This is a genomic window from Sphingomonas sp. CFBP 13603 (assembly GCF_014892665.1).
GTDB lineage: Bacteria > Pseudomonadota > Alphaproteobacteria > Sphingomonadales > Sphingomonadaceae > Sphingomonas.
Map to the genome: position 1 here is coordinate 58,706 of NZ_JADBIA010000014.1, position 20,181 is coordinate 78,886.

General features: G+C 63.7%; 19 protein-coding genes. 10 read left to right on the forward strand and 9 right to left on the reverse strand.

Going from position 1 to position 20,181, the window contains the following annotated elements:
* Nucleotides 1-16: 16 nt before the first annotated feature.
* Nucleotides 17-406 carry a hypothetical protein gene (locus IFR23_RS17655; RefSeq protein WP_192977000.1) on the reverse strand — a complete coding sequence of 130 codons (390 nt, stop codon included), beginning with the start codon at nucleotides 404-406 and terminating at the stop codon, nucleotides 17-19.
* A 209-nt stretch (nucleotides 407-615) separates the two neighbouring features.
* Here IFR23_RS17655 and IFR23_RS20660 point away from each other — a divergent pair, with 209 nt between their 5' ends.
* The gene (locus IFR23_RS20660; protein ID WP_192977001.1) at nucleotides 616-792 is read left to right on the forward strand and encodes a peptidoglycan-binding domain-containing protein; all 177 of its coding nucleotides are present in this window, start codon (nucleotides 616-618) and stop codon (nucleotides 790-792) included.
* Between the two features lie 214 nt (nucleotides 793-1,006).
* On the opposite strand, the gene paoC is transcribed toward IFR23_RS20660, so the two are convergent.
* Genes paoC through paoA form a run of 3 tightly spaced genes read right to left on the reverse strand, consistent with a single transcriptional unit; the run spans nucleotide 1,007 to nucleotide 4,793 of the window.
* Nucleotides 1,007-3,217, reverse strand: coding sequence for an aldehyde oxidoreductase molybdenum-binding subunit PaoC (paoC, locus tag IFR23_RS17665; RefSeq protein ID WP_192977002.1), 2,211 nt, complete (start codon nucleotides 3,215-3,217; stop codon nucleotides 1,007-1,009).
* Nucleotides 3,214-4,164 carry an FAD binding domain-containing protein gene (locus IFR23_RS17670; protein WP_192239273.1) on the reverse strand — a complete coding sequence of 317 codons (951 nt, stop codon included), beginning with the start codon at nucleotides 4,162-4,164 and terminating at the stop codon, nucleotides 3,214-3,216. The genes paoC and IFR23_RS17670 overlap by 4 nt, the downstream gene beginning before the upstream one ends.
* Nucleotides 4,161-4,793 carry an aldehyde dehydrogenase iron-sulfur subunit PaoA gene (gene paoA, locus IFR23_RS17675; RefSeq protein WP_192977003.1) on the reverse strand — a complete coding sequence of 211 codons (633 nt, stop codon included), beginning with the start codon at nucleotides 4,791-4,793 and terminating at the stop codon, nucleotides 4,161-4,163. Before paoA ends, IFR23_RS17670 begins: the two co-directional genes overlap by 4 nt.
* A 117-nt stretch (nucleotides 4,794-4,910) precedes the next feature.
* Here paoA and IFR23_RS17680 point away from each other — a divergent pair, with 117 nt between their 5' ends.
* Nucleotides 4,911-5,816, forward strand: a complete 906-nt coding sequence (locus tag IFR23_RS17680; protein ID WP_192977004.1) for a LysR family transcriptional regulator — start codon at nucleotides 4,911-4,913, stop codon at nucleotides 5,814-5,816.
* 187 nt (nucleotides 5,817-6,003) lie between these two features.
* On the opposite strand, the gene IFR23_RS17685 is transcribed toward IFR23_RS17680, so the two are convergent.
* Nucleotides 6,004-6,540 (reverse strand): J domain-containing protein, encoded by a 537-nt coding sequence (locus IFR23_RS17685; protein WP_192239270.1) that lies wholly within the window; start codon nucleotides 6,538-6,540, stop codon nucleotides 6,004-6,006.
* A 694-nt stretch (nucleotides 6,541-7,234) separates the two neighbouring features.
* Between IFR23_RS17685 and IFR23_RS17690 the strand changes: the two genes are divergently transcribed.
* From IFR23_RS17690 to IFR23_RS17710, 5 genes are read left to right on the forward strand one after another with little or no spacing between them, the layout of a single operon-like run.
* On the forward strand, nucleotides 7,235-8,485 hold the full coding sequence (locus IFR23_RS17690) for an MFS transporter (RefSeq protein WP_192977005.1): 1,251 nt from the start codon (nucleotides 7,235-7,237) through the stop codon (nucleotides 8,483-8,485).
* A complete protein-coding gene (locus IFR23_RS17695) occupies nucleotides 8,482-9,609 on the forward strand; it encodes a metallophosphoesterase family protein (protein WP_342345000.1) in 1,128 nt (375 codons plus the stop codon). The genes IFR23_RS17690 and IFR23_RS17695 overlap by 4 nt, the downstream gene beginning before the upstream one ends.
* Entirely contained in the window at nucleotides 9,606-10,856 is a 1,251-nt protein-coding gene (locus IFR23_RS17700) for an SLC13 family permease (protein WP_192239268.1), read from the forward strand. The genes IFR23_RS17695 and IFR23_RS17700 overlap by 4 nt, the downstream gene beginning before the upstream one ends.
* Nucleotides 10,853-11,230: a hypothetical protein gene (locus IFR23_RS17705; protein ID WP_192977006.1), complete on the forward strand. Its 378-nt coding sequence runs from the start codon at nucleotides 10,853-10,855 to the stop codon at nucleotides 11,228-11,230. Before IFR23_RS17700 ends, IFR23_RS17705 begins: the two co-directional genes overlap by 4 nt.
* On the forward strand, nucleotides 11,227-11,838 hold the full coding sequence (locus IFR23_RS17710; RefSeq protein WP_192239266.1) for a VTT domain-containing protein: 612 nt from the start codon (nucleotides 11,227-11,229) through the stop codon (nucleotides 11,836-11,838). The genes IFR23_RS17705 and IFR23_RS17710 overlap by 4 nt, the downstream gene beginning before the upstream one ends.
* A gap of 348 nt (nucleotides 11,839-12,186) precedes the next feature.
* On the opposite strand, the gene IFR23_RS17715 is transcribed toward IFR23_RS17710, so the two are convergent.
* The 4 genes from IFR23_RS17715 to IFR23_RS17730 all read right to left on the reverse strand — a co-directional run bounded on the left by IFR23_RS17715 (nucleotide 12,187) and on the right by IFR23_RS17730 (nucleotide 16,833).
* Nucleotides 12,187-13,659: a carbohydrate porin gene (locus IFR23_RS17715; protein WP_192977007.1), complete on the reverse strand. Its 1,473-nt coding sequence runs from the start codon at nucleotides 13,657-13,659 to the stop codon at nucleotides 12,187-12,189.
* 95 nt (nucleotides 13,660-13,754) lie between these two features.
* Nucleotides 13,755-15,071 carry a C4-dicarboxylate transporter DctA gene (dctA, locus tag IFR23_RS17720; RefSeq protein WP_192239264.1) on the reverse strand — a complete coding sequence of 439 codons (1,317 nt, stop codon included), beginning with the start codon at nucleotides 15,069-15,071 and terminating at the stop codon, nucleotides 13,755-13,757.
* A 33-nt stretch (nucleotides 15,072-15,104) separates the two neighbouring features.
* On the reverse strand, nucleotides 15,105-16,169 hold the full coding sequence (locus IFR23_RS17725; RefSeq protein ID WP_192977008.1) for a 4-oxalomesaconate tautomerase: 1,065 nt from the start codon (nucleotides 16,167-16,169) through the stop codon (nucleotides 15,105-15,107).
* Nucleotides 16,162-16,833, reverse strand: coding sequence for a 4-carboxy-4-hydroxy-2-oxoadipate aldolase/oxaloacetate decarboxylase (locus tag IFR23_RS17730; protein ID WP_192239262.1), 672 nt, complete (start codon nucleotides 16,831-16,833; stop codon nucleotides 16,162-16,164). Before IFR23_RS17730 ends, IFR23_RS17725 begins: the two co-directional genes overlap by 8 nt.
* A gap of 105 nt (nucleotides 16,834-16,938) precedes the next feature.
* On the opposite strand from IFR23_RS17730, the gene IFR23_RS17735 reads away from it, so the two are divergent.
* The 3 genes from IFR23_RS17735 to IFR23_RS17745 all read left to right on the forward strand — a co-directional run bounded on the left by IFR23_RS17735 (nucleotide 16,939) and on the right by IFR23_RS17745 (nucleotide 20,179).
* A complete protein-coding gene (locus tag IFR23_RS17735; RefSeq protein WP_192977009.1) occupies nucleotides 16,939-18,189 on the forward strand; it encodes a LysR family transcriptional regulator in 1,251 nt (416 codons plus the stop codon).
* 80 nt (nucleotides 18,190-18,269) lie between these two features.
* Nucleotides 18,270-19,292 (forward strand): amidohydrolase family protein, encoded by a 1,023-nt coding sequence (locus IFR23_RS17740; protein ID WP_192239260.1) that lies wholly within the window; start codon nucleotides 18,270-18,272, stop codon nucleotides 19,290-19,292.
* Nucleotides 19,292-20,179, forward strand: coding sequence for an amidohydrolase family protein (locus IFR23_RS17745; RefSeq protein WP_192977010.1), 888 nt, complete (start codon nucleotides 19,292-19,294; stop codon nucleotides 20,177-20,179). The genes IFR23_RS17740 and IFR23_RS17745 overlap by 1 nt, the downstream gene beginning before the upstream one ends.
* Nucleotides 20,180-20,181 lie beyond the last annotated feature (2 nt).

Here is a 20,181-nt window from a genome sequence, read left to right on the forward strand (position 1 = left end):
GCACGGTTCCCGCCGCCTATCGCAGCCTTGCGATCGCTTCGATCTCCGACTGGAAGCGCAAGTTCGCGCCAGCGTGCAGCGATTGCCGGGAGCAGACGAAATGCTCCGGCTTCTTCGAATGGCATCCCGATGAGGAGGCACGCGTGACCGTGAGACCGTTGTGAAACGAACTAAGTTCCTTGTGTCGAGCCTCCTCGCGGCTGGCTTCTCTGGCCAACAGGACGCACTGGCGCAGGCATTCTCGAAAGCCACGATGCGGGTTATTGATGATCCACAGGGGGTTGCCCTCCTGCGTCGATTCTCGCAAGATCACGCGATCACGCTTGCCCAGCATCGCAGTCATTCCAGCCATTCGAGTCACCGGTCGGGCGGTGGCGGCGGCGGTCATTACAGCCATACCAGTCATCGCTCGTCATCCGGTGGCGGTACAGCCCGAGCTACGACAGCACACCGACCTATTCAGCGCCGTACGTCGCGCCAGCTCCCACGCCGTCAGCTCCGGCAGAGCCCACACCATCTGTGCAGCCTCTGTTTGCACGCGAAACCAGAGCAGCGGCACTGCCCCCGGACGGGCTACCGGCACTGTCAGGAAGAACGAAGCGCTTCACGTCGATTGTGCGCCGGGTCCAGATCGCCCTGAAAGCCCAGGATCTCTACTCGGGAGCAGTTGATGGAGTGGTCCGGCCGGCGCTGCGCTCGGCCCTACGAAAGTTCCAGAAGGCTCGCGGTCTCGACGTTACCGGCACCATCACGTCGCCAACCCTCGACGCGTTGATGGTTTCCAGCGGGTGAGGTTCAATAGTTGTGTGGCGGCGTCAAAAACGAGACACGTCGTTGCCTCTGCAAGTCCTTGATGCGTAATCGTAAGAGCGGCATGAAAGGCCTAACGCCCTTTATGGAGTCGCGCGCCTGACCCATAATCGGCCGCTACCGCCCGTTCCCTCGCTTCCCAACTTCAGACGCTCGTTCATCTTCGCCGTTCAAGCGCTCGGCAAAACCACCCCCATCACGTCAGTGCTGGCAGCGCGTCGAGGTGCTTTTCGAGCGTGATCGGATATTCGCGCACGCGCACGCCGGTCGCGTTGTAGATCGCGTTGGCGACCGCAGGAGCGACCCCGGTCAGACCCAGCTCGCCAACACCCTTGGCCTTTACCGGCGAAATCGTCGGATCGACCTCGTCGATGAAAAAAGCGTCGAGATGCGGGATGTCGGCGTGCACCGGCACCTCGTAGCCGGCGAGATCGTGGTTCACGAAGAAGCCGAAACGCTTGTCGATCGCCATTTCCTCCATCAGCGCCGCACCGACGCCCATCACCATCCCGCCGATTACCTGGCTGCGCGCGGTCTTGGCGTTGAGGATGCGTCCCGCCGCGCAGACGGCGAGCATGCGCCGCACCCGGACCTCACCGGTATAGACGTCGACCGCGACCTCGACGAAATGCGCTCCGAAGGTCTGCTGCTGGAATTGATCCGCGAGCTTGGCGAACTCCATCAGATCCTCGACCACGATCTCGCCATCCTTTGCCGCGTCGGCAAGCTTCACCGAACGGTTGCCGCTGCGCACCTGGCCATCGGCAAAGTCGACGTCGGCGGTGTTGAAGCCGAGCCGCTGAGCGACGGTTTCGCGCAGCTTCATGCACGCCGCATAGACGCCGGCGGTCACGGAAGGCGCGCCCTGCTGCCCGCCCGATCCCGGCGTTTCCGGGAAGGTGGAGTCGCCGAGCTTCACCACAATGCGGTCGGGCGCGACGCCCATCATCTCGGCCGCGGTCTGCTGGACGACGGTGTAGCTGCCGGTGCCGATATCCGTCATGTCGGTCTCGATCGTCACAACGCCGTGCCGATCAAGCCGGGCGCGTGCGCCAGCCTTGGCGATCTTGCCGCCACGGATCGCCCCCGCCATCCCCATACCAATCAGCCATTGCCCTTCGCGGACCGCACCGGGCTTGCTCTGCCGCTTGTCCCAGCCGAAGCGTTCTGCGCCCTCCCGCAGGCAACGGACGAACGCTCGGGTCGAGAATGGCTTGTTCGGATTTTCGGGATCGACCTGCGTATCGTTCACGATGCGAAGCTCGATCGGATCCATCTTCAGCTTTTCCGCGAGTTCGTCCATCGCGACCTCTAGTGCCATCAGGCCGGGTGCTTCACCGGGCGCACGCATCGCGTTGCCTTCAGCTAGATCGAGCGTGGCCAGCCGCATCCGGGTCAGCCGGTTCGCGCCCCCATACAGCGTCCGCGTCGAGGTCACGGTCGGTTCGGTACGCCCACCGACGAGGTTACCCGATAGGCTGTCATGACCGATGGCCGTCAGCCGCCCGTCACGTCCCGCCCCCAGTTGCACACGCTGGATCGTTTTGGGCCGGTGGATCGTGGTGTTGAACATGATCGGACGCTGTAGCGCGATCTTCACCGGACGCTTGACCACGCGCGCCGCGATCGCCGCCAGCGCCAGATCGATCTGCACGGTCCCCTTCCCGCCGAAACCGCCACCGATATAGGGCGAGATCAGGTGGACGTTCTGCTTGGGGATCCCGAGGATCAGCCCGAGGTCCCGCGTTCCCCAATTCATCTGCTGAATCGACGTCCAGCACGTCACGCGGTCTCCGTCCCATTTCGCGATCGAGGCGTGCGGCTCCATCATCGCGTGCGCTTGGTCGGGCACGGTGTAGGTCTCGTCGACCTTGACCGGGGCCGCGGCGAACGCCTTGGCGAAATCGCCGACCTGCTTCTCGTTGGGGCCGCCAAACTCGCCCTCTGGTGGGACCGGCGCGCTGGCGTTCTGCGCGGCCAGATCGAACCGGCCTGCCGTCCGCTGATAGTCGACCCGCACCAGCGCCGCAGCCGCACGAGCCTGCTCAAACGTCTCTGCAACAACGACGGCGACCGGCTGATGGTAATGGTCCACCTCAGGCGCGGCGAGCATCTTCTGGACGTAGAACTTGCCGACCCCGGGTTTACCGGCATTCAGATATGTGACGACCCCGACCACTCCGGGCGCGCGTTCGGCATCGCGGGTATCGATCGTCATGATCCGGCCCTTGGCGATCGCGGCGCCGAGAATGTAGCCGTACGCAAACCCTGGCGCGACATCCTGCCATTCATAAGCATAGGTCGCGGTGCCGGTGGTCTTCAAATGCCCTTCGTAGCGATCGAGTGGCTTGCCGAGCACCTTCATCCGGTCGGTCGGGTTGGCGCCTGCGGGTGTGTCGAAGATCATGGCTTCACCTCTGCAATCACCGCCGCGAGGGTGCGCGTCGCGAGTGGGATCTTGAATGCGTTGTCGTCGGTCGGCCGTGCGTCGGCAAAGACCGCTTTCGCCATATTGGCCGCGCCGCGGGGCATCGCTGCCTCCGCAGCCTCCACGCGCCAAGGCCGATGGGCGACACCACCGAATGCTACGCGGCCGCTCCCGTCGCGCTGGACGATGGCAGCGACCGAAACGAGGGCAAACGCGTAGGACGCGCGGTCGCGCACCTTGCGGTAGACATGCGCACCACCGATCGGGCGCGGCAAGGTGACCGCGGTGATGAGTTCGCCGTGATCGAGCACATTATCCTGCTCAGGCGTGCTACCCGGCAGCGTATGGAAGGTGCCGATCGGTATGGATCGTGTCTTCCCGTCCGCCTTCACCGTCTCGACTGTCGCATCGAGCACGCGCATCGCGACCGCCATGTCGCCCGGATGGGTCGCAATGCACGACTCGCTCGACCCGATGACGGCAAGCTGGCGCGAATAGCCACCGATCGCAGCGCAACCCGAGCCGGGCTTGCGCTTGTTGCAGGGCTGGTTGGTGTCGTAGAAATACGGGCACCGCGTCCGCTGGAGCAGATTGCCAGCGGTCGTCGCCTTGTTCCGCAGCTGGCCCGAGGCGCCGGCAACGATAGCGCGGCTGAGGACGCCATAGTCACGCCGCACCCGCTCGTCGCTCGCCAGCGCGGTGTTGCTGACGAACGCACCGATCCGCAGCCCGCCAGCGTCGGTCGGTTCGATCCGGTCGAGCTTGAGGTCCTGCACGTCGACCAGATGGGTCGGCGTCTCGACCTCGAGCTTCATCAGATCGAGCAGGTTGGTACCGCCGGCCAGGAATCGCGCGCCAGGATTGCGCGCAACGATCCGAGCCGCGTCTGCAGGCGTCGTTGCCCGCTCGTAGGTAAAGCTCTTCACGCGCGTGCTCCTGCGACATCGGCCATCGCCTCAGCGATGTTGGAATAGGCACCGCAGCGGCAGATGTTGCCGCTCATCCGCTCCCGCATTTCGGCGCCGGTAGGCTGCGGGGCCGCCATAAGATCGGCCTGCGCATGGCTGGGAATGCCTCGTTTAATTTCTTCGAGAACGGAGACGGCAGAGCAAATCTGCCCCGGGGTGCAGTAACCGCACTGATATCCGTCATGCTTCACGAAAGCGGCTTGCATCGGATGCAGACGCTCGGGTGTGCCGAGCCCTTCGATAGTTGTTACGGCATCGCCCTCATGCTGGACGGCGAGGCTGAGACAGGCGTTGATACGCTCACCGTTGACGATGACCGTGCACGCTCCGCACTGCCCGTGGTCACAGCCCTTCTTGGTGCCGGTGAGATGTAGCTGTTCGCGCAGCGCATCGAGCAGGGTCGTACGCGGATCGAGCGTCAGCGCTTGGGCTGTTCCGTTCACGCTCATGGCGACCCTGTATGTCGGCAGGGCTTGCGCGGGCGGCGCGGCGTCGGCTGTTTCGCTCACGATGGCGGATACTGCCGCAGTAGTGGCGCTGCTCATCAGCATCTCCCTTCGGGACAATTGAAAAGTCTCACTGGCCATCGGCGATCCTTCATGGGCGCGCCAACAGGCGCCGGTCAGGACCATTAAACGCTTTCGACAGGAGTAGGTTACCCGTCAGCAGCTTGATGCGATACTGAATCTGGTTCAACATCGGGAATGCTTGTTACCCGCACCAACCTTACCGACCTTGCCTATTTCCTAGCGATCGCGCGGCATCGCAATCTTCGTCGGGCCGGCCTCGAGCTTGGCGTGTCTGCCTCCGCGGTCAGCCATGCTCTCAAAAGTTTCGAAGAGCGCGCGGGTGTCCGACTGATCAACCGGACCAACCGATCCGTAACCTTGACGTCGGCTGGAAAGGCGCTGGAGCAGTCGGTCTCCGGGTCATTTGCTGACATCGGCTCCGCGTTGGAGAACCTAGATCAGCTCCGCGCCTCTCCTGGCGGAAAAATCCGCATCAACGCCGTGGTCGATGCGGTAACGCTGGTGCTTGGTCCTGTGCTTGCCGAACTGTCTCGCCGTCACCCTGATATTGAGGTCGATCTGGTATCGAGCAATCGCATCGTCGATGTCGTTGGCGAGGGATTCGACGCAGGCGTTCGGTATGGCGGCACCGTCCCCGAAGACATGATCGCGCAGCGACTTTCAACTGACCTCCGATGGGTTGTCGCAGCTTCTCCCCGTTACCTCGAAGAACATGGCACACCAACGCACCCAAACGAGCTGAAGCATCACCGGTGTCTTGGAGTGCGTCTTGGGGACGACAGTATCTACCGGTGGGAATTCGAGGGGCCTGACGGGGACTTTGATATGCCTATCAAAAGCGCGATGACTGCCGACGATAGCCGATCAACGCTGGCAATGGCTTTGAACGGCGCGGGGCTGACGTTCGGTCTTGAAGCCCTGTTCGCCAAGTATGTCGCAGACGGCACCCTGCGCCTTGTGCTAACCGAGTGGGTGACGACCGGGCCGGGCTTCTACCTTTACTATTCCGGACGGCGACAGTTACCCGCGGGTTTGCGCGCGCTGCTGACGATTGCAGGTGAACTAAAACCACTTGGCTGACGCGTCTGTTCAACACCAAGCATTCAGGGCGTCTGAAACCCGGCCTTTAATAACGAAGCGACGACCCAGAAGCAGACGTCCCCGCCCCCTTCCCAGCTTCCCAACTTCAGCCGCTCGTTCATCTCCGCAATGCGACCGCTTTTGGCGCCCGACCCTGCGAACTCGAACGTCGCGACTGGGTGTTAGTTTAGGAAGCAGGCTGTCCAAGTCCGAGTTTTGTGCCCGATGAGCTGCGGACGGCTTTTGCGGGGGTCTGAGGTACGGGATTAGCGGTGACGCTACGTCGAACCGTAGGTGCCAATCCGGATTCCTCATTCCACAGAACGAGAATTGTAGCGATCGGTGCGGCGGTGAGGATCAGCAGGAAAAGACCCATCAGCCATTCGTTGGGCTGTAGCGGCTGCGAGAAGCTACCGCTGGGCTGCATCGACGGGCTAGGTCGCATCGGGCGCTTGCCGGCTTTCCTGGGGTGAAACGGGCGGTCCGCTGTCGCTCGGTAAGCAGACGGCCGGATTTGCGACTGATCATAGGCGGCGCGCGATTCCTTCTTTCCCAAAACGGAATACGCCTCGTTGATCTCTTTCGCACGAGCAGAGACATCCACACCATGGTTGGCATCGGGGTGATATTGACGGAGCAGCGCTTTCCACGCGGCGTGGATAGTGTCGCGACTTGCCGTCGAGGGCACCCCTAAAACAGAATAATAGTCGGGTGAGAGCGCCATCTAGCTGTTACTTGCGGCTAAAACGCGAAAAAGGAAAGTCCGCCTGGCCCTTGATCTTAACCTGGCCTTCTGGGTGATCCAAAGGGCGGCTTCAGGCGCCAACAGCTAGATGGCTACCATTCACATCCGCAACTTCCTGCTTTCGATGACACGACGCCGCCCCCCGGGCGCTAACCTACATCCGTATGCATAGGCGGCCTCGCCCGCTCCCAAACTTCGGACATCCATTCATCTCGGCACCATGACCGCCTTGCGTGCCCCCGGCATCAGGCGCACCGCGCCGGGTCCGTTCGTCGGCTGCAAAACTGTCGCTTTCCGCAACAACAGATCACTTCGACACTTTGCCCATACTCGTCAGACTCGGGACATTCCTTCGGATTTCTCTCGAATGATAGCTTGCCGATCCAAAGGCATGCCAATCAACGTTTCGTGGAACGCGCCCCATCGTCAACGCACTCTACCAAACTGTGAAATCCGATTCATAGAAGCTTTAACATACTGTCATGTATAGTCATTTCTTACGAATATCGGTCCACTTCGGAACTTGTATGAGCTCCGAAACGATATTGCGCAGCTAATCCGGTATGCCTCAAGCCATTGTAAATCCAACCTGAACGGCACCGTTCAGGCTGCCGCCTCTGAAGCGCTTTACTGCGCGGTTCACCTTTCTTTACGCGAAATCTGGAGACACCCGATGGCCTCTGCGACAGCCATGCCCGATACGAAAGACCCGGCGCAGCGCAGCGTGCCTACCGGTACGCTCGACGCGCTCAACTTCTTCCTGGCCGACGTCCGCGACGGGCTCGGGCCGTATCTCGCAATCTACCTGCTGGTCGTACGTGGGCCTTCGCATGGCTGGAACGAGGCGACGGTCGGCCTCGTGCTGACCATCGCCGGGATCGTCGGCCTGTTGTCGCAGACGCCGGCGGGCGGGTTGATCGACCGGGCGAAGAACAAGCCGCGCATCGTCATCGCCGGCGCCCTGCTGGTGACGATGAGCAGCCTGTCACTGCCGATCGTCTCGGGCTTCACGATGGTAACGATTACCCAGTCGATCGCGGCTGCGGCGGGCGCGATCTTTGCGCCGGCCATCTCGGCGATCACGCTGGGGCTGGTCGGGCCGAAGCTGTTCGCCAAGCGGGTCGGTCGCAACGAGGCGTTCAACCACGCCGGCAATGCCGTGTCGGCAGCGCTTGCCGGCGTCCTTGCCTGGTCGTTCGGTCCGGTCGTCGTCTTCTGGCTGATGGCGGGGCTAACGGTCGCCAGCGTTATCGTCGCGGGGCGGCTGAAGAACGACGACATCGACAATGCGGTCGCGCGCGGCCTCGACTGCGAGCCGGAGGAAGGCTGCGAGGAGCCGAGCGGCTGGAAGACGTTGATCGAAAACCGTCCGCTGATGATCTTCGCGGCAGCCGCGTTCACTTTCCATCTCGCCAATGCGGCGATGCTGACCTCGGTCAGCCAGCTGCTAGGTCGTACCGTCGGCACCGACAAGGCGACGTCGCTGACCGCCGCGTGCATCGTCGCGGCGCAGCTCGTGATGGTGCCGGTCGCGATCGTCGTCGGGCGCAACACCGAGCGCTGGGGCACTAAGCCGATCTTCCTGGTCGCGTTCGCCTTCCTCGCCGCGCGCGGCGCGCTCTACACTGTGTCGAACGATCCGTGGTGGCTGGTCAGCGTGCAGGCGCTCGACGGGATCGGCGCGGGAATCTTCGGCGCCCTGTTCCCGGTGATCGTTGCCGACCTGACCAAGGGATCCGGCCGGTTCAACGTCAGCCAGGGCGTCGTGTCGAGCGTGTTCGGCCTGGGGGCGGCATTGTCGGCGACGCTGGCCGGATCGATCATCGTCTGGGCCGGATACAGTGCAAGCTTCCTGACGCTAGCCGGAATCGCGGCGGCGGGGTTCGTGCTGTACCTCACCGCCATGCCGGAGACACACAAGTGACTTACCCTTCCTCCATCACGTGGGTGCACATCGGCGATCTGCACATGGACGAGGCGAACGGCTGGCAGAGCCGCGACCGGCTTGCCGCGATTGTCGCGGAGATCAATGCGCATATCGGCGACGCTGCGGACTTCGTCTACCTGCCCGGCGACAATGCCAATCACGCGACGGCCGAACAATACCGGGTCATCACCGATACGCTCGCCCCGCTGCGCCTGCCCTACCGGGTCATCCCCGGCGATCACGATTTCGAACTCGGCGATCTCGCGCATTACGATGCCGCTTTTGCCGAAGCGAACCGGCCCGAGGTCGAGGTCATCGCCGGGCATCGCTGCATCTTCCTCGATATCGTCTCGGCGGGTGCGGGCGGCCCCGATTTTCGGCTGACGATGCACCACCGCAACCGCCTGCTGGAGGAACTCGCGCGCGCCGAGGCGGAGCGGCAGACGCCGGTCGTGTTCATGCATGCCTATCCCGGCGACCTCTCCGCGGATGGCGAGGATATTGCCCGCATCTTCGCCGACGCCCGTGTCGCCTTCGTCGATACCGGGCATACGCATTACAACGAACTGCTCAACGACGGACGGGTCGTCTACGGCGCAACGCGTTCGACCGGCGAGATCGAGGAGGGCGGCGGCAAGCCCGGTTTCTCGATTGTCACGGTACACGGCCGCGTGCCAAGCTGGCGGTTCAAGGAGACCGGCGGCGACTGGCCGTTCGTCCAGATCGTCGCGCCTGCCGACATCCGGCTGGTGACCCGCCCCGCCGATGCCACGCAGGTCCCGCGGCCGGGCGAGGTCGAGATTGTCACCAGGCTGTTCGGCGGCACGACACAGCCGGTGATGCTGTCGGTCGACGACGGCATTGCCCAGCCGATGCTCGCCGTGTCGGGCACGGCGCTCTGGTCGTTGCGCATCACGCTCGACGCCGGGCTCCACCGCGTTGCGGCCAGCGTCGGCACCGACCGCGACACGGTCGATATCCTGGTCCGCGGCGAAGCGGATATCCCGCGACGTGGCATGCCGATCGCGCCGGGTCGCGATCTCCACAGCATCGGCGAGTGGCCCGAGCACGGCATCGCCGGCACGCAACTCGGCCCGAACAAGAACGGGAAGCACTGGTGATTTTCGCGACCGGTGCCACCTGGGGTATCTGCGCTGCCTCGACCGCTGCGGTGATCGCACGACCGTTCCGCTGGCCGGAAGCGATCTGGGCGGTGGCAGGGGCAGCGTTGCTGCTGCTGTTCGGGCTGATGCCCTTCCCCGCAGCGCTCCATGCCGTCGGAAAGGGTATGGACGTCTATCTGTTCCTGATCGGCATGATGCTGCTGAGCGAGGTGGCGCGCGCCCAAGGGCTGTTCGACTGGGTCGCGGCGACCGCAGCGATCCACGCAAAGGGATCGACCGCACGGCTGTTCGCGCTGGTCTACGTTACCGGGATCGTCACGACGACCTTCCTGTCGAACGACGCAACCGCGGTGGTGCTGACCCCGGCGGTCTATGCCGCGGCAAAGAAGGCGAAGGCCGATCCCCTGCCGCTGCTGTTCGCCTGCGCGCTGATCGCCAATGCGGCAAGTTTCGTCCTGCCGATCTCCAACCCCGCCAACCTCGTCCTCTACGGTGGCAAGATGCCGCCGCTCGGCCAGTGGTTTGCCTCGTTCGCGCTGCCATCACTGGCGTCGATCGTCGTCACCTTCGCCGTGCTGCGCTGGCTAGAGCGCACGCGGCTGGCAGGTAGCTGCACCAGCGCGGTCGAGCGCACGCCACTGACCGCGGGCGGCAAGGCTGCGTTCGTCGGGATCGTCGCCACCGCAATCGTGCTGCTCACCGTATCCGCGCTCGATATCGAACTCGGTCTGCCGACCGCGATCGCCGGTGTCGTCACGACGCTGGCGGTCTGCACGATCGCCCGGTCGTCGCCGGTCGCGCTGCTGCGCGATATCTCGTGGAGCGTGCTGCCGCTGGTCGCGGGACTGTTCGTCCTGGTCGAGGCGCTTGACCTGACCGGCGTGATCGCGTGGGTCGCGCACGCGATCCGCACCGCGTCGGCCGATCCGGCGCAGGCGTCGGCGGTATCGGGGACGATCCTGGCGTTCGGATCGAACCTGATGAACAACCTGCCCGCAGGCCTGGTTGCCAGCACCGCGGTTGCACAGGCCCAGCCGCCCAAGCTGGTCGTCGACGGCTTGCTGATCGGCGTCGACCTTGGCCCCAATCTGTCCATCACCGGCAGCCTGGCGACGATATTGTGGTTGCAGGCGATCCGGCGGGAGGGTGAGGACATCGGGTTCTGGCGGTTCCTGAAGGTCGGCGCGGTGGCGATGCCGCTGGCGCTGATCGCTGCCCTTGGTGTCAGGATTGCCCTCGGATGACGCGCGATCGGATGTGGCGTCGCTTGCTGATCGCAATGTTCGTCGCTGTGGTGGCGTTCACCGGCTACCATACGGCGCGCACCGTCAGCGACGCGATCTACTGGAACGCGCACCGCGACGAACCGATCGAGCGCTGGATGACGATCGGGTACGTCGCGCATTCGTACCATGTGCCACCCCACGTCCTGCACCGCGCGCTGAACCTGGCCCCGGCACCCGATCGCCGTCCGCTCGGCCGCATCGCGCAGGACACCGGACAAACAATGACGCAGATCGACGGCAAGCTCACCTACGCGATCGTCCATGCCCGACCGCCCTACCCGCCCCCCGCCCCGCCTTCACGGTCTTCCCCGCCGACGAGTTCGAAGCCGTGACCGACCAGCTGCTCGAACTGCTGACGACCTACGGCCTACCTGCCCTCTTTGGCGCGATGGTGCTAGCGGCTGCGGGGCTTCCTTTCCCCAGTTCGTTGACCCTCATCGCAATGGGATCGTTCGTTGCGCAGGGCGAACTGAGCTTTTGGCCGGTCGTGCTTTCCGGTGCGGGCGGCGCCGTGCTCGGCGACCAGATCGGCTATGCATTTGGTCGTTACGGGGGCCGCCCGCTTCTTGCTGCCGTGACGACGCGGATCGGGGGCGCTGACAAGGTGGCGCAAGCGGAGACCTATTCGCGCAAATGGGCAGGCTGGGGTATCTTCTTCAGCCGCTGGCTGATCGGCCCGCTCGGACCCTGGATCAACGTGACAAGCGGCCTCACGCAATACCCCTGGGGATGGTTCATCCTGCTCGACGTTGCCGGCGAACTGCTCTGGCTTCTCATATACGTCTCGCTGGGACGCCAATTTAGCGATCAGGTTCAGACCGTGGCGAGCTTACTCGGCAATCTCACCTGGGTCGTCGTAGGCCTTCTTGCTGCAGGATTTCTGGGATGGAAGCTGTTCGGGAAAAGAAAAGCAGAAGTAACTTCGGAAGTAACGGTTTGAAGACCGATTATACCCGGTCGGTCTAAACGGCTCGGCGAAAAACGTCAGGCGACCCATAAGCTGCCGTTCGCAGATCCTTTCTCCGTTCCCGACACCGGTCATTGGTTAATCTGTCGCCACGACAGTAGAAGGGGTGATTGGAAGGGCCACTTGTTGGGATGCAACCCGATCTTCGCGATGCTTCTTAGGTTGCATAATACCTAGGGGGTTCACACGCTGCCATGTCAAAGTAAATTAGTGAAGCCGGCGGGCGCCTCTCGACGATTTGATGCGAGATCACAGCGATACTGTCCAGAATTCCGCGATAGGCACATCTGACATCAGCTGATTATTTGCTGACTTCGGTCATCACCCTCCGAATACCTGAGCAAAACGTACATCCAAACGCAGCCCTAGAACGATTGCGGACGGAATGTCAGTTTTCCGGGTCGGTGCGAATATCGGATCTGGATTGATGACGTATTGAATATTGGGCAATATCCTCACCCCGGGCATGGCTGCAAATCCATAATTAATCTCGCCGATGATCTCGTTCGATTTCGGCGATCCTGTCCCACCAGCCTTCGCACGCAGATCGCGGAGATAATTTATCTGCTGATTGCTGAAATGCGTGTTGCTGACCAGGAAGCCTATCGTGTCCGCGTCGCGGTTTTTGAACGTGCCGGTTTTGACGAAACCGGCAGAGGCAAACCAGTCGAGCTGGGCGACGTTGCCGACATTGTAGAACACCCGCCCGAACAGCGCGAGGTTGCGCGTACTCTTGCCGGCGGCGCGCTGAATCGTCTGGTCTGCCATCGCATAGAGACCGACGCGGTTGCCTTCCTGTGCGACCCGCGGGAGTCCGGACACCACGGCCGAGGCGCCGTTGCGATCGTAATACGGGCTCTGGCCGCCGTCGGTGTTGATATAGACACCCGCCTTGTAACGGCGCGGCAGCCGTTCGTCCGCGAACGTCGTCTGATAGCCCACTTCGTTGGCGATAAGCACGCCCGTGCCCTTACCCAGCGAGAAGTCCAGACCGCCCTTGCCCTTCAGGTTGAGGTCATTGTCGTATTCGAACATGCCGGTCTGGACATACCAACGCTTATCGATCGCGTACCGCGCCTTCGCGGTCCACGACGAGTTGGGAAACGCGGTGATGCCGATGTCGCTGATGCCGCCATACGCCGTCAGGCAGCTGGTGTTGCTCATGAACACGCAGTTGAACGGCGAATTGTTGAAGTAGCTGTTTACCGCGGCACGGCCGACGAGGATGTTGAGCTTGCCGAAATCATGCTCGATGTTGAACTGCGTCAGGCGTGGTCCGGCTACCGGCCGCCAGGTTTGCTGAAAGCTGATCGAATTGCCGATCGAATCTCGACCTAGGCTGTCTCCGCTAAACCATGCACCTTGAATGTGTATTTTGGTATCGGACAGTCCGATCAGCTTTTCCAGATCGATGTCCGCCGCGGTCGATACCCAGTGCGATTCCGCACTGCCCTGACGGATACCGCCGATCGGGTTGGCGGCGAAATTGCCGACGAAATCGAACACCAGGTCGACCCCTGCGGCCTTGAGCCCGCGCAGTTCCTTGCCGATCGGATTGTCGCGTTGGAAACGCGCGATGCCGGAAGGTGCTGGCTCGTCCGCGGTACCCTGCTTGGTATTGGGGTAGAAGACTTGCGGATGTCGCTTGTCGGGGAGGGCTCGCGCTACGCCGTCGTCCGTGTCCGCCGTCGGCACGGCCGCATCGGTAGGAGCAGTGACCGCCCGAGACGGTTGAGCCTGGGGCGGCTCGGATTGCGCCGCTGCGGTCAGCGCGATGGCGATGGCGATGGACATGACGGTCTCCTGCCCAGCCGCGCACGGGCGCAGCGGGCTGTTGTCGTGGGACGGTAAGTGTCGCGGCGATCACACTCGGCGATCGCCGCGCAGCTTCAGGCGGCTACCGGATACTTTGCTCGCAGCCGCGCATTCCCGATCATCGCTGCGAGCGTGCGCTCGTCGAGCTTGCCTTCCCACTTGGCGATCACGACGGTGGCGAGGGCGTTGCCGATCAGGTTCACGAACGTCAGGCCCTCGGCGAGAATACGGTGGATGCCGAGGATGAGTGCGATGCTGGCGACCGGGATAGTACCCGTCGTGTTGAGCGTCGCCGCGAGCACCACGAACGCCGCGCCGGCAACACCCGCCGCCCCCTTGGACGTCAGCAACAGCACCGCGATCAACCCGAGTTCGTGCCACAGCGTCAGATGCGTATTGGTCGCCTGCGCCAGAAACACCGCCACGGTAGTCAGGTACAGGCAGGTGCCGTCGAGGTTGAACGAATAGCCCGCCGGGATGACGAAGCCGACGACGCTCTCCTCGCAACCGACCTTGCGCATCTTCTGGATGAGACGCGGCAGGACCGTCTCGGTCGAGGTGGTTGCGGCGACGATCACGATCTCGTCCCACAGATAGCCGAGCAGCCGCCACAGGCTGACCCCGCACCAATGCGCGATCCCGCCCAGCACCACCGCGGTGAACAGCCCGCAGACCACGAAGAACTCGATGATCAGTTCGCCCAGCGACCAGAGCGACGCCGTGCCGAACTGGCCGACCGTGAAGGCGATCGCGCCGAACGCCCCGAGCGGCGCAAAGTACATGATGTAACCGATGATCCGGAAGAACCCCTGCGAGGCGCTATCGATCAGCGTGTAGACGGGCTTGCCGCGCTCGCCGAGCGCCGCGATCGCAATGCCGAACAGTACCGACACGAACAGCACCTGGAGGACATGGCCTTCGGTCAGCGCGCTGGCGAACGTGTCGGGAATGATCCCCATGAAATAGCCGGTGATCGACTGGTCGTGCGCGGTCGCGACATAGGTCTTGATCGAGGCCGTATCGATCGCCGCGACGTCGATGTTCATGCCCGCGCCCGGTTGCCAGAGATCGACCATGACCAGCCCGAAGATCAGCGCGAGGATCGTGACCGCCTCGAAATACAGGATCGATTTCAGCGCGACCCGGCCGACGCTCTTCATGTCGTTCATGCCGGCGATGCCGTGGACGACGGTGACGAAGATCACCGGCCCGATCATCATGCGAATGAGCTTAATGAAGGCGTCGCCGAACGGTTTCATCGCCACGCCGGTCGCAGGCGCGAAATGGCCGAGCAGGATGCCGAGCACCGTCGCCGCCAGCACCTGGAACCAGAGCTGGCCGAATACGCCGAACCGGCTCGCCTGCTTGGTAGTCTCTCCTAGGTCCGTCATCGATTTTTCTTTCGTTGTGACGTGTCGGCGGTCTCAGCCGAATAGATATCCGTCGAACAGCTTTCTCGCGGTGCGCAGCATGGCCGCACCGACGACGTTGCCGTTCTCGTCCAGATCAATCACGCAGCCGGTCGCACCGCTGGGATGCTCGACGTCGAGCGATTTCGATTGCCCGTCCGGCACGACCGCGAGGCCATGCGCCGGCGACCCGTCGATCAGGCAGGCGGTCGCGACGCTGACCGCGCCCAGCACGCCGATCGAGGCGTGGCAGCGATGCGGAATGAACGATCGCACGCTAATCGCACCGCCGTTACGCGGCGCGGCGACCAGCATCAGTTTGGGTACCGACTGTTCGGTGACGTTGCCGAGGTTCATCAGCGGCCCGGCCTTCAGCCGGATCGCCTCGATCTTAGCCTTCAGCGTTTCGTCCGCATCGAGCGTCGCGCGGTCTTCGTACCCGGTGATACCGACATCGGCCGCGCGCAGCACGACGCAGGGCATGCCATTGTCGATCAGCGTCGCGTCGACGCCGTCGATGACATCGACGGCGTTACCCGTCGGCAGCAACGCCCCGCAGCTCGAGCCGGCGATATAGGCGAAGGCAAGCGGAACAGGCGCGGCCGTACCGGGAACCCCGTCGATCCGCGCATCGCCTTCGTAGGTGACGACGCCGTGCGGGGTATCAACCGTCGCGGTGGCGAGCTTGCCCGTGTTGACCATGAAGATCGAAACCTTCGTCTTCTCGTCCCTTGCCTCGACCAGGCCGCGTTCGATCGCGAACGGGCCGACCCCGGCCAGCATGTTCCCGCAATTCTGCGCGTCGCTGACGATCGCCTGGTCGACGACGACCTGGAGGAACAGATAATCGACATCGGCGCCGACTTCGGTCGAGCGCGACACGATCGCGACCTTCGACGTCAGCGGATCGGCGCCCCCCATCCCGTCAATCTGGCGCGGATCGGGCGAACCGAACGCGCGCAGCAGGAACGCGTCGCGTGCGGCCGGATCGGCAGGAAGGTCGGCGGCAAGGAAGAACCCGCCCTTGGACGTGCCGCCACGCATCCACATCGCGCGGATGGCGTTCGGGCGCTCAGACATATTTCAGCCCCTTGGCCTCGAGCCGCTCGCGCATCGCATAGATGTCGAGCCCGAGTTCGCCACTGGCCATCTGGTCGCGCTTTTCCGTCTCGCGCGCCTCGCGTGCCTGCGCCTCCGCAAGCACCGCTGCCGCGTCCGCGCGGCGCACGACGCAGACGCCGTCGTCGTCGGCCACGATCACGTCGCCCGGCTCGATCCGTTCGCCCGCACACACCAGGGTCACGTTGACCGAACCCAGCGTCTCCTTGACGGTGCCCTGCGCGAAGATCGCCTTCGACCAGACCGGAAACCGCATTTCGGTGAGATCGCGGACGTCGCGAACGCCGGCGTCGATGATAAGCCCGCGGCAGCCCCGCGATATCGCCGACGTGGCAAGCAGGTCGCCGAAATAGCCGTCGTCACAGGGCGATGTCGGCGCAACCACGAGGAGGTCGCCATCCTTCACTTGTTCAATGGCGACGTGCATCATCCAGTTGTCGCCTGGCGGAACCGAGACGGTGACCGCAGACCCGGCGATCCGCGCACCTGCATAGATCGGACGAAGGCGACTGCCGAGCAGGCCGATCCGGCCCTGTGCCTCGTGCACGGTCGCGACGCCGACCTTGGCGAGGCCGTCGATGACCGACGGTTCAGCACGTTCGATATGAGTGACGACGCTGGGCATCTCTGATCCTCGATCCTTTTTTCGTTACTCTCCCTAGGAACCGACGACGATCCAAAGGCAAAACGGATTTGCGCACATGCCATAAGCTGTGCTGAGGTCCGAACCATGCCAAGCCTTCGCAAACTCAACCTGCGCCATCTCGATGCGGTCGCCACCGCGGCACGCCTGGGAAGCATCAGCGCGGCATCTCACGCGATGAACCTGTCGCAGCCTGCGCTCACGCAGGCCGTTGCCAAGGTCGAGACGGTGCTTGGGCACAGGCTGCTGGATCGGCAACCCGGTGGCGTGGTCGTGACCGAGGCCGGACGCCTGATGACCGGCCGGATCGAGCATGCGCTGGCGTATGTCGCGCAAGGCGGGCGGAGCGTGCGGCGGGGGGCGCGCCTGCCGCCCCTGCCCAACGTCGAACGGCGGATCACGCTTGGCCAATTGCTTGCACTGATGGCGGTCGACCACGCGGGTAGCTTTGCGCTGGCTGCCAGGCATACCGGATTATCGGAGCCCGCCGTTCACCGCGGAGCGCGCGATCTCGAACAACTGCTCGAAGTACCTCTGCTCGCCCGGCAGGGACGAACCGTCCAGCCGACCGCGGCGGCGATACGTTTGCTGAGATTTGCTCGACTGGCACACGCGGAACTGGAATCGGGCTTCGACGAACTCGCGGCGCTGCATTCGGAAGGCGCGGGGCGGATAACGGTCGGCGTCATGCCTCTGGCGCGCGCGATCCTGCTCCCGCAGGCGCTGGCACGCTTTGCTCGCCTCTACCCGGTGGCCTCCGTCGATGTCGTCGAAGGACCCTATATCGAGGTGCTTTCGGCGCTGCGCGAAGGCGGCATCGACGTGGTCGTCGGGGCGATGCGCGATCCGCTGCCCGTGGCCGACGTCGTGCAGGAACCCTTGTTCGACGACGACCCCGTCATCGTGGGACGCAAGGGCCACCCCCTGCTGGGCGAACCGGGCTTCGTCTTCCAACGTCTATTGGATTTTCCGTGGGTTATCGCCGCACCGGGGGCTCCCGTACGGCGCCGGTGGGAACAGATGTTCCAGGAACATGGGCTCGAACCGCCACGCCCGCGGATCGAGTGCGGGTCGGTGATGGTGGTGCGCGGGCTGATGCTCGAGGACGACTGGCTGACGCTCATGTCACGCGACCAGTTCCTGCTCGAGGACCGCGCCGGACTGCTAAGCGAGATCGCCGGAGCCGGCTCGTCGCTGCGCCGGCAGATCGGGATGACGACCCGCCAGGATTGGCGACCCACCCAACTTCAGCGTGAATTCCTGAGCATCTTCCGATCCACCTGCGCCGAATGGACTTCAGGAAAAGCAATGGACGGACAGCCGTTTCGATACGCCTGACAGGCTTGGCGCGCTTAGATACCCCGCATCACGTCGCCGACAAGGCGAACGCCAACCCTCGCCATTCTGGGAACGCAGCCATGATCATCGACTGCCACGGCCACTACACAACCGCTCCCGCCAGCCACAATGCGTGGCGCGACGCGCAGGTCGCGGCGATCGGTACCGGCGGCGACATAGACCCGGCCTACCCCGCCATATCCGACGACGAGATCCGCGAGACGATCGAGGCGAACCAGCTGCGCCTGCTACGCGAACGCGGGGCGGACATGACGATCTTCTCACCGCGCGCCTCGGCGATGGCGCCGCATGTCGGGAGCGCGGCGGTCGCGCACATCTGGGCCCGGCGCTCGAACGACCTGATCAAGCGGGTCATCGACCTATACCCCGAAACCTTCGCCGGCGTATGCCAGTTGCCACAATCCCCCGGCATCTCGATCGCGCATTCGATCGACGAGCTCGAGCGTTGCGTGACGGACCTCGGTTTCATCGGCTGCAACCTCAACCCCGACCCGTCGGGCGGCAAGTTCGATTCCCCGCCGATGACCGATCGCGCATGGTATCCGTTCTTCGAGAAGATGGTCGAGCTCGACGTTCCTGCGATGATCCACGTCTCGGGCAGCTGCAACCCGGCGATGCATGCGACCGGCGCCTACTACCTTGCGGCCGATACGATCGCGTTCATGCAGTTTCTCGAAGGCGACCTCTTCCGGGATTTCCCGGACCTGCGCTTCATCATTCCCCATGGCGGCGGCGCGGTGCCCTATCACTGGGGACGCTATCGCGGCCTCGCCGACATGCTGAAGCGCCCGCCCCTTGCCGAGCACGTCATGAAGAACGTGTTCTTCGATACCTGCGTCTATCACCAGCCGGGCATCGACCTCCTGTTCAAGGTGATCGACGTCGACAACATCCTGTTCGGGTCCGAGATGGTCGGCGCGGTGCGCGGCATCGATCCGGAGACCGGCCAGTATTTCGACGATACCAAGCGCTATGTCGACGCGCTGGACATCCCGGATGCTGACAAGCGCAAGGTATTCGAGGGCAACGCCCGCCGCGTCTACCCACGCCTCGACGCGCAACTCGCCGCACGGGGGCTGTGATGCCCGAGTTCACGATGGATCCTGCCTGGATCTGCTACCACCCCGCTCCCAGCAAGCCCGCCTTCACCGTGCCCGCGGGCGCGGTCGATGCGCATTGCCACGTGTTCGGGCCGGGCGATGTGTTCCCCTACGCGCCGGAACGGAAATACACGCCGTGCGATGCCGGCAAGGACGAGCTGTTCGCGCTACGAGACCATCTCGGCTTTACCCGTAACGTCATCGTCCAGGCGACCTGTCACGGTGCGGACAACCGCGCGTTGGTCGATGCCCTGCGGACCGCCGGCGACCGCGCTCGCGGCGTCGCGACCGTACGCGATACGGTGAGCGATGCGGAACTGTCCGACCTTCACGCGGCCGGCGTGCGCGGCGTACGCTTCAACTTCGTCCGTCGCCTCGTCGATCCGAAGCTCGACGCCTATTACCGCGCGATCATCGACCGGATCGCTTTGCTCGGCTGGCACGTCGTGATCTATTTCGAAGCCGCGGATCTCGAAGAGCGCTGGGACTTCTTCACGTCGTTGCCGACGATCGTCGTCGTCGACCACATGGGGCGCCCAGACGTGACGCAACCCGTCGATGGCCCCGAGTTCGGGCGTTTCATCCGCCTGATGGACAGCCACGAGAACGTCTGGACCAAGGTGAGTTGTCCCGAACGCCTGTCGAAGGTCGGTCCGCCTGACTATGACGACGTCGTGCCCTTCGCGCGGACGCTGGTCGAGCGCTTCCCCGATCGCGTCCTGTGGGGCACCGACTGGCCGCATCCCAACATGACCACGCACGCCCCTGACGATGGTGCGCTGGTGGACATCATACCGCGTATCGCAACGACCCCCGCGCTCCAACACAAGCTGTTGATCGACAATCCGATGCGACTCTACTGGGCATAGCC

Bases quoted from the DNA above. Each gene is read 5' to 3' on its own strand.
- dctA (WP_192239264.1), bottom strand. From the start codon at position 15,071: ATGACGGACCTAGGAGAGACTACCAAGCAGGCGAGCCGGTTCGGCGTA.
- paoA (WP_192977003.1), bottom strand. From the start codon at position 4,793: ATGGCCAGTGAGACTTTTCAATTGTCCCGAAGGGAGATGCTGATGAGC.
- IFR23_RS17730 (WP_192239262.1), bottom strand. From the start codon at position 16,833: ATGCCCAGCGTCGTCACTCATATCGAACGTGCTGAACCGTCGGTCATC.
- IFR23_RS17740 (WP_192239260.1), top strand. From the start codon at position 18,270: ATGATCATCGACTGCCACGGCCACTACACAACCGCTCCCGCCAGCCAC.
- IFR23_RS17690 (WP_192977005.1), top strand. From the start codon at position 7,235: ATGGCCTCTGCGACAGCCATGCCCGATACGAAAGACCCGGCGCAGCGC.
- IFR23_RS17745 (WP_192977010.1), top strand. From the start codon at position 19,292: ATGCCCGAGTTCACGATGGATCCTGCCTGGATCTGCTACCACCCCGCT.
- IFR23_RS17735 (WP_192977009.1), top strand. From the start codon at position 16,939: ATGCCAAGCCTTCGCAAACTCAACCTGCGCCATCTCGATGCGGTCGCC.
- IFR23_RS17725 (WP_192977008.1), bottom strand. From the start codon at position 16,169: ATGTCTGAGCGCCCGAACGCCATCCGCGCGATGTGGATGCGTGGCGGC.
- IFR23_RS17715 (WP_192977007.1), bottom strand. From the start codon at position 13,659: ATGTCCATCGCCATCGCCATCGCGCTGACCGCAGCGGCGCAATCCGAG.
- IFR23_RS17685 (WP_192239270.1), bottom strand. From the start codon at position 6,540: ATGGCGCTCTCACCCGACTATTATTCTGTTTTAGGGGTGCCCTCGACG.
- IFR23_RS17705 (WP_192977006.1), top strand. From the start codon at position 10,853: ATGACGCGCGATCGGATGTGGCGTCGCTTGCTGATCGCAATGTTCGTC.
- IFR23_RS17680 (WP_192977004.1), top strand. From the start codon at position 4,911: ATGCTTGTTACCCGCACCAACCTTACCGACCTTGCCTATTTCCTAGCG.
- paoC (WP_192977002.1), bottom strand. From the start codon at position 3,217: ATGATCTTCGACACACCCGCAGGCGCCAACCCGACCGACCGGATGAAG.
- IFR23_RS17655 (WP_192977000.1), bottom strand. From the start codon at position 406: ATGACTGGTATGGCTGTAATGACCGCCGCCGCCACCGCCCGACCGGTG.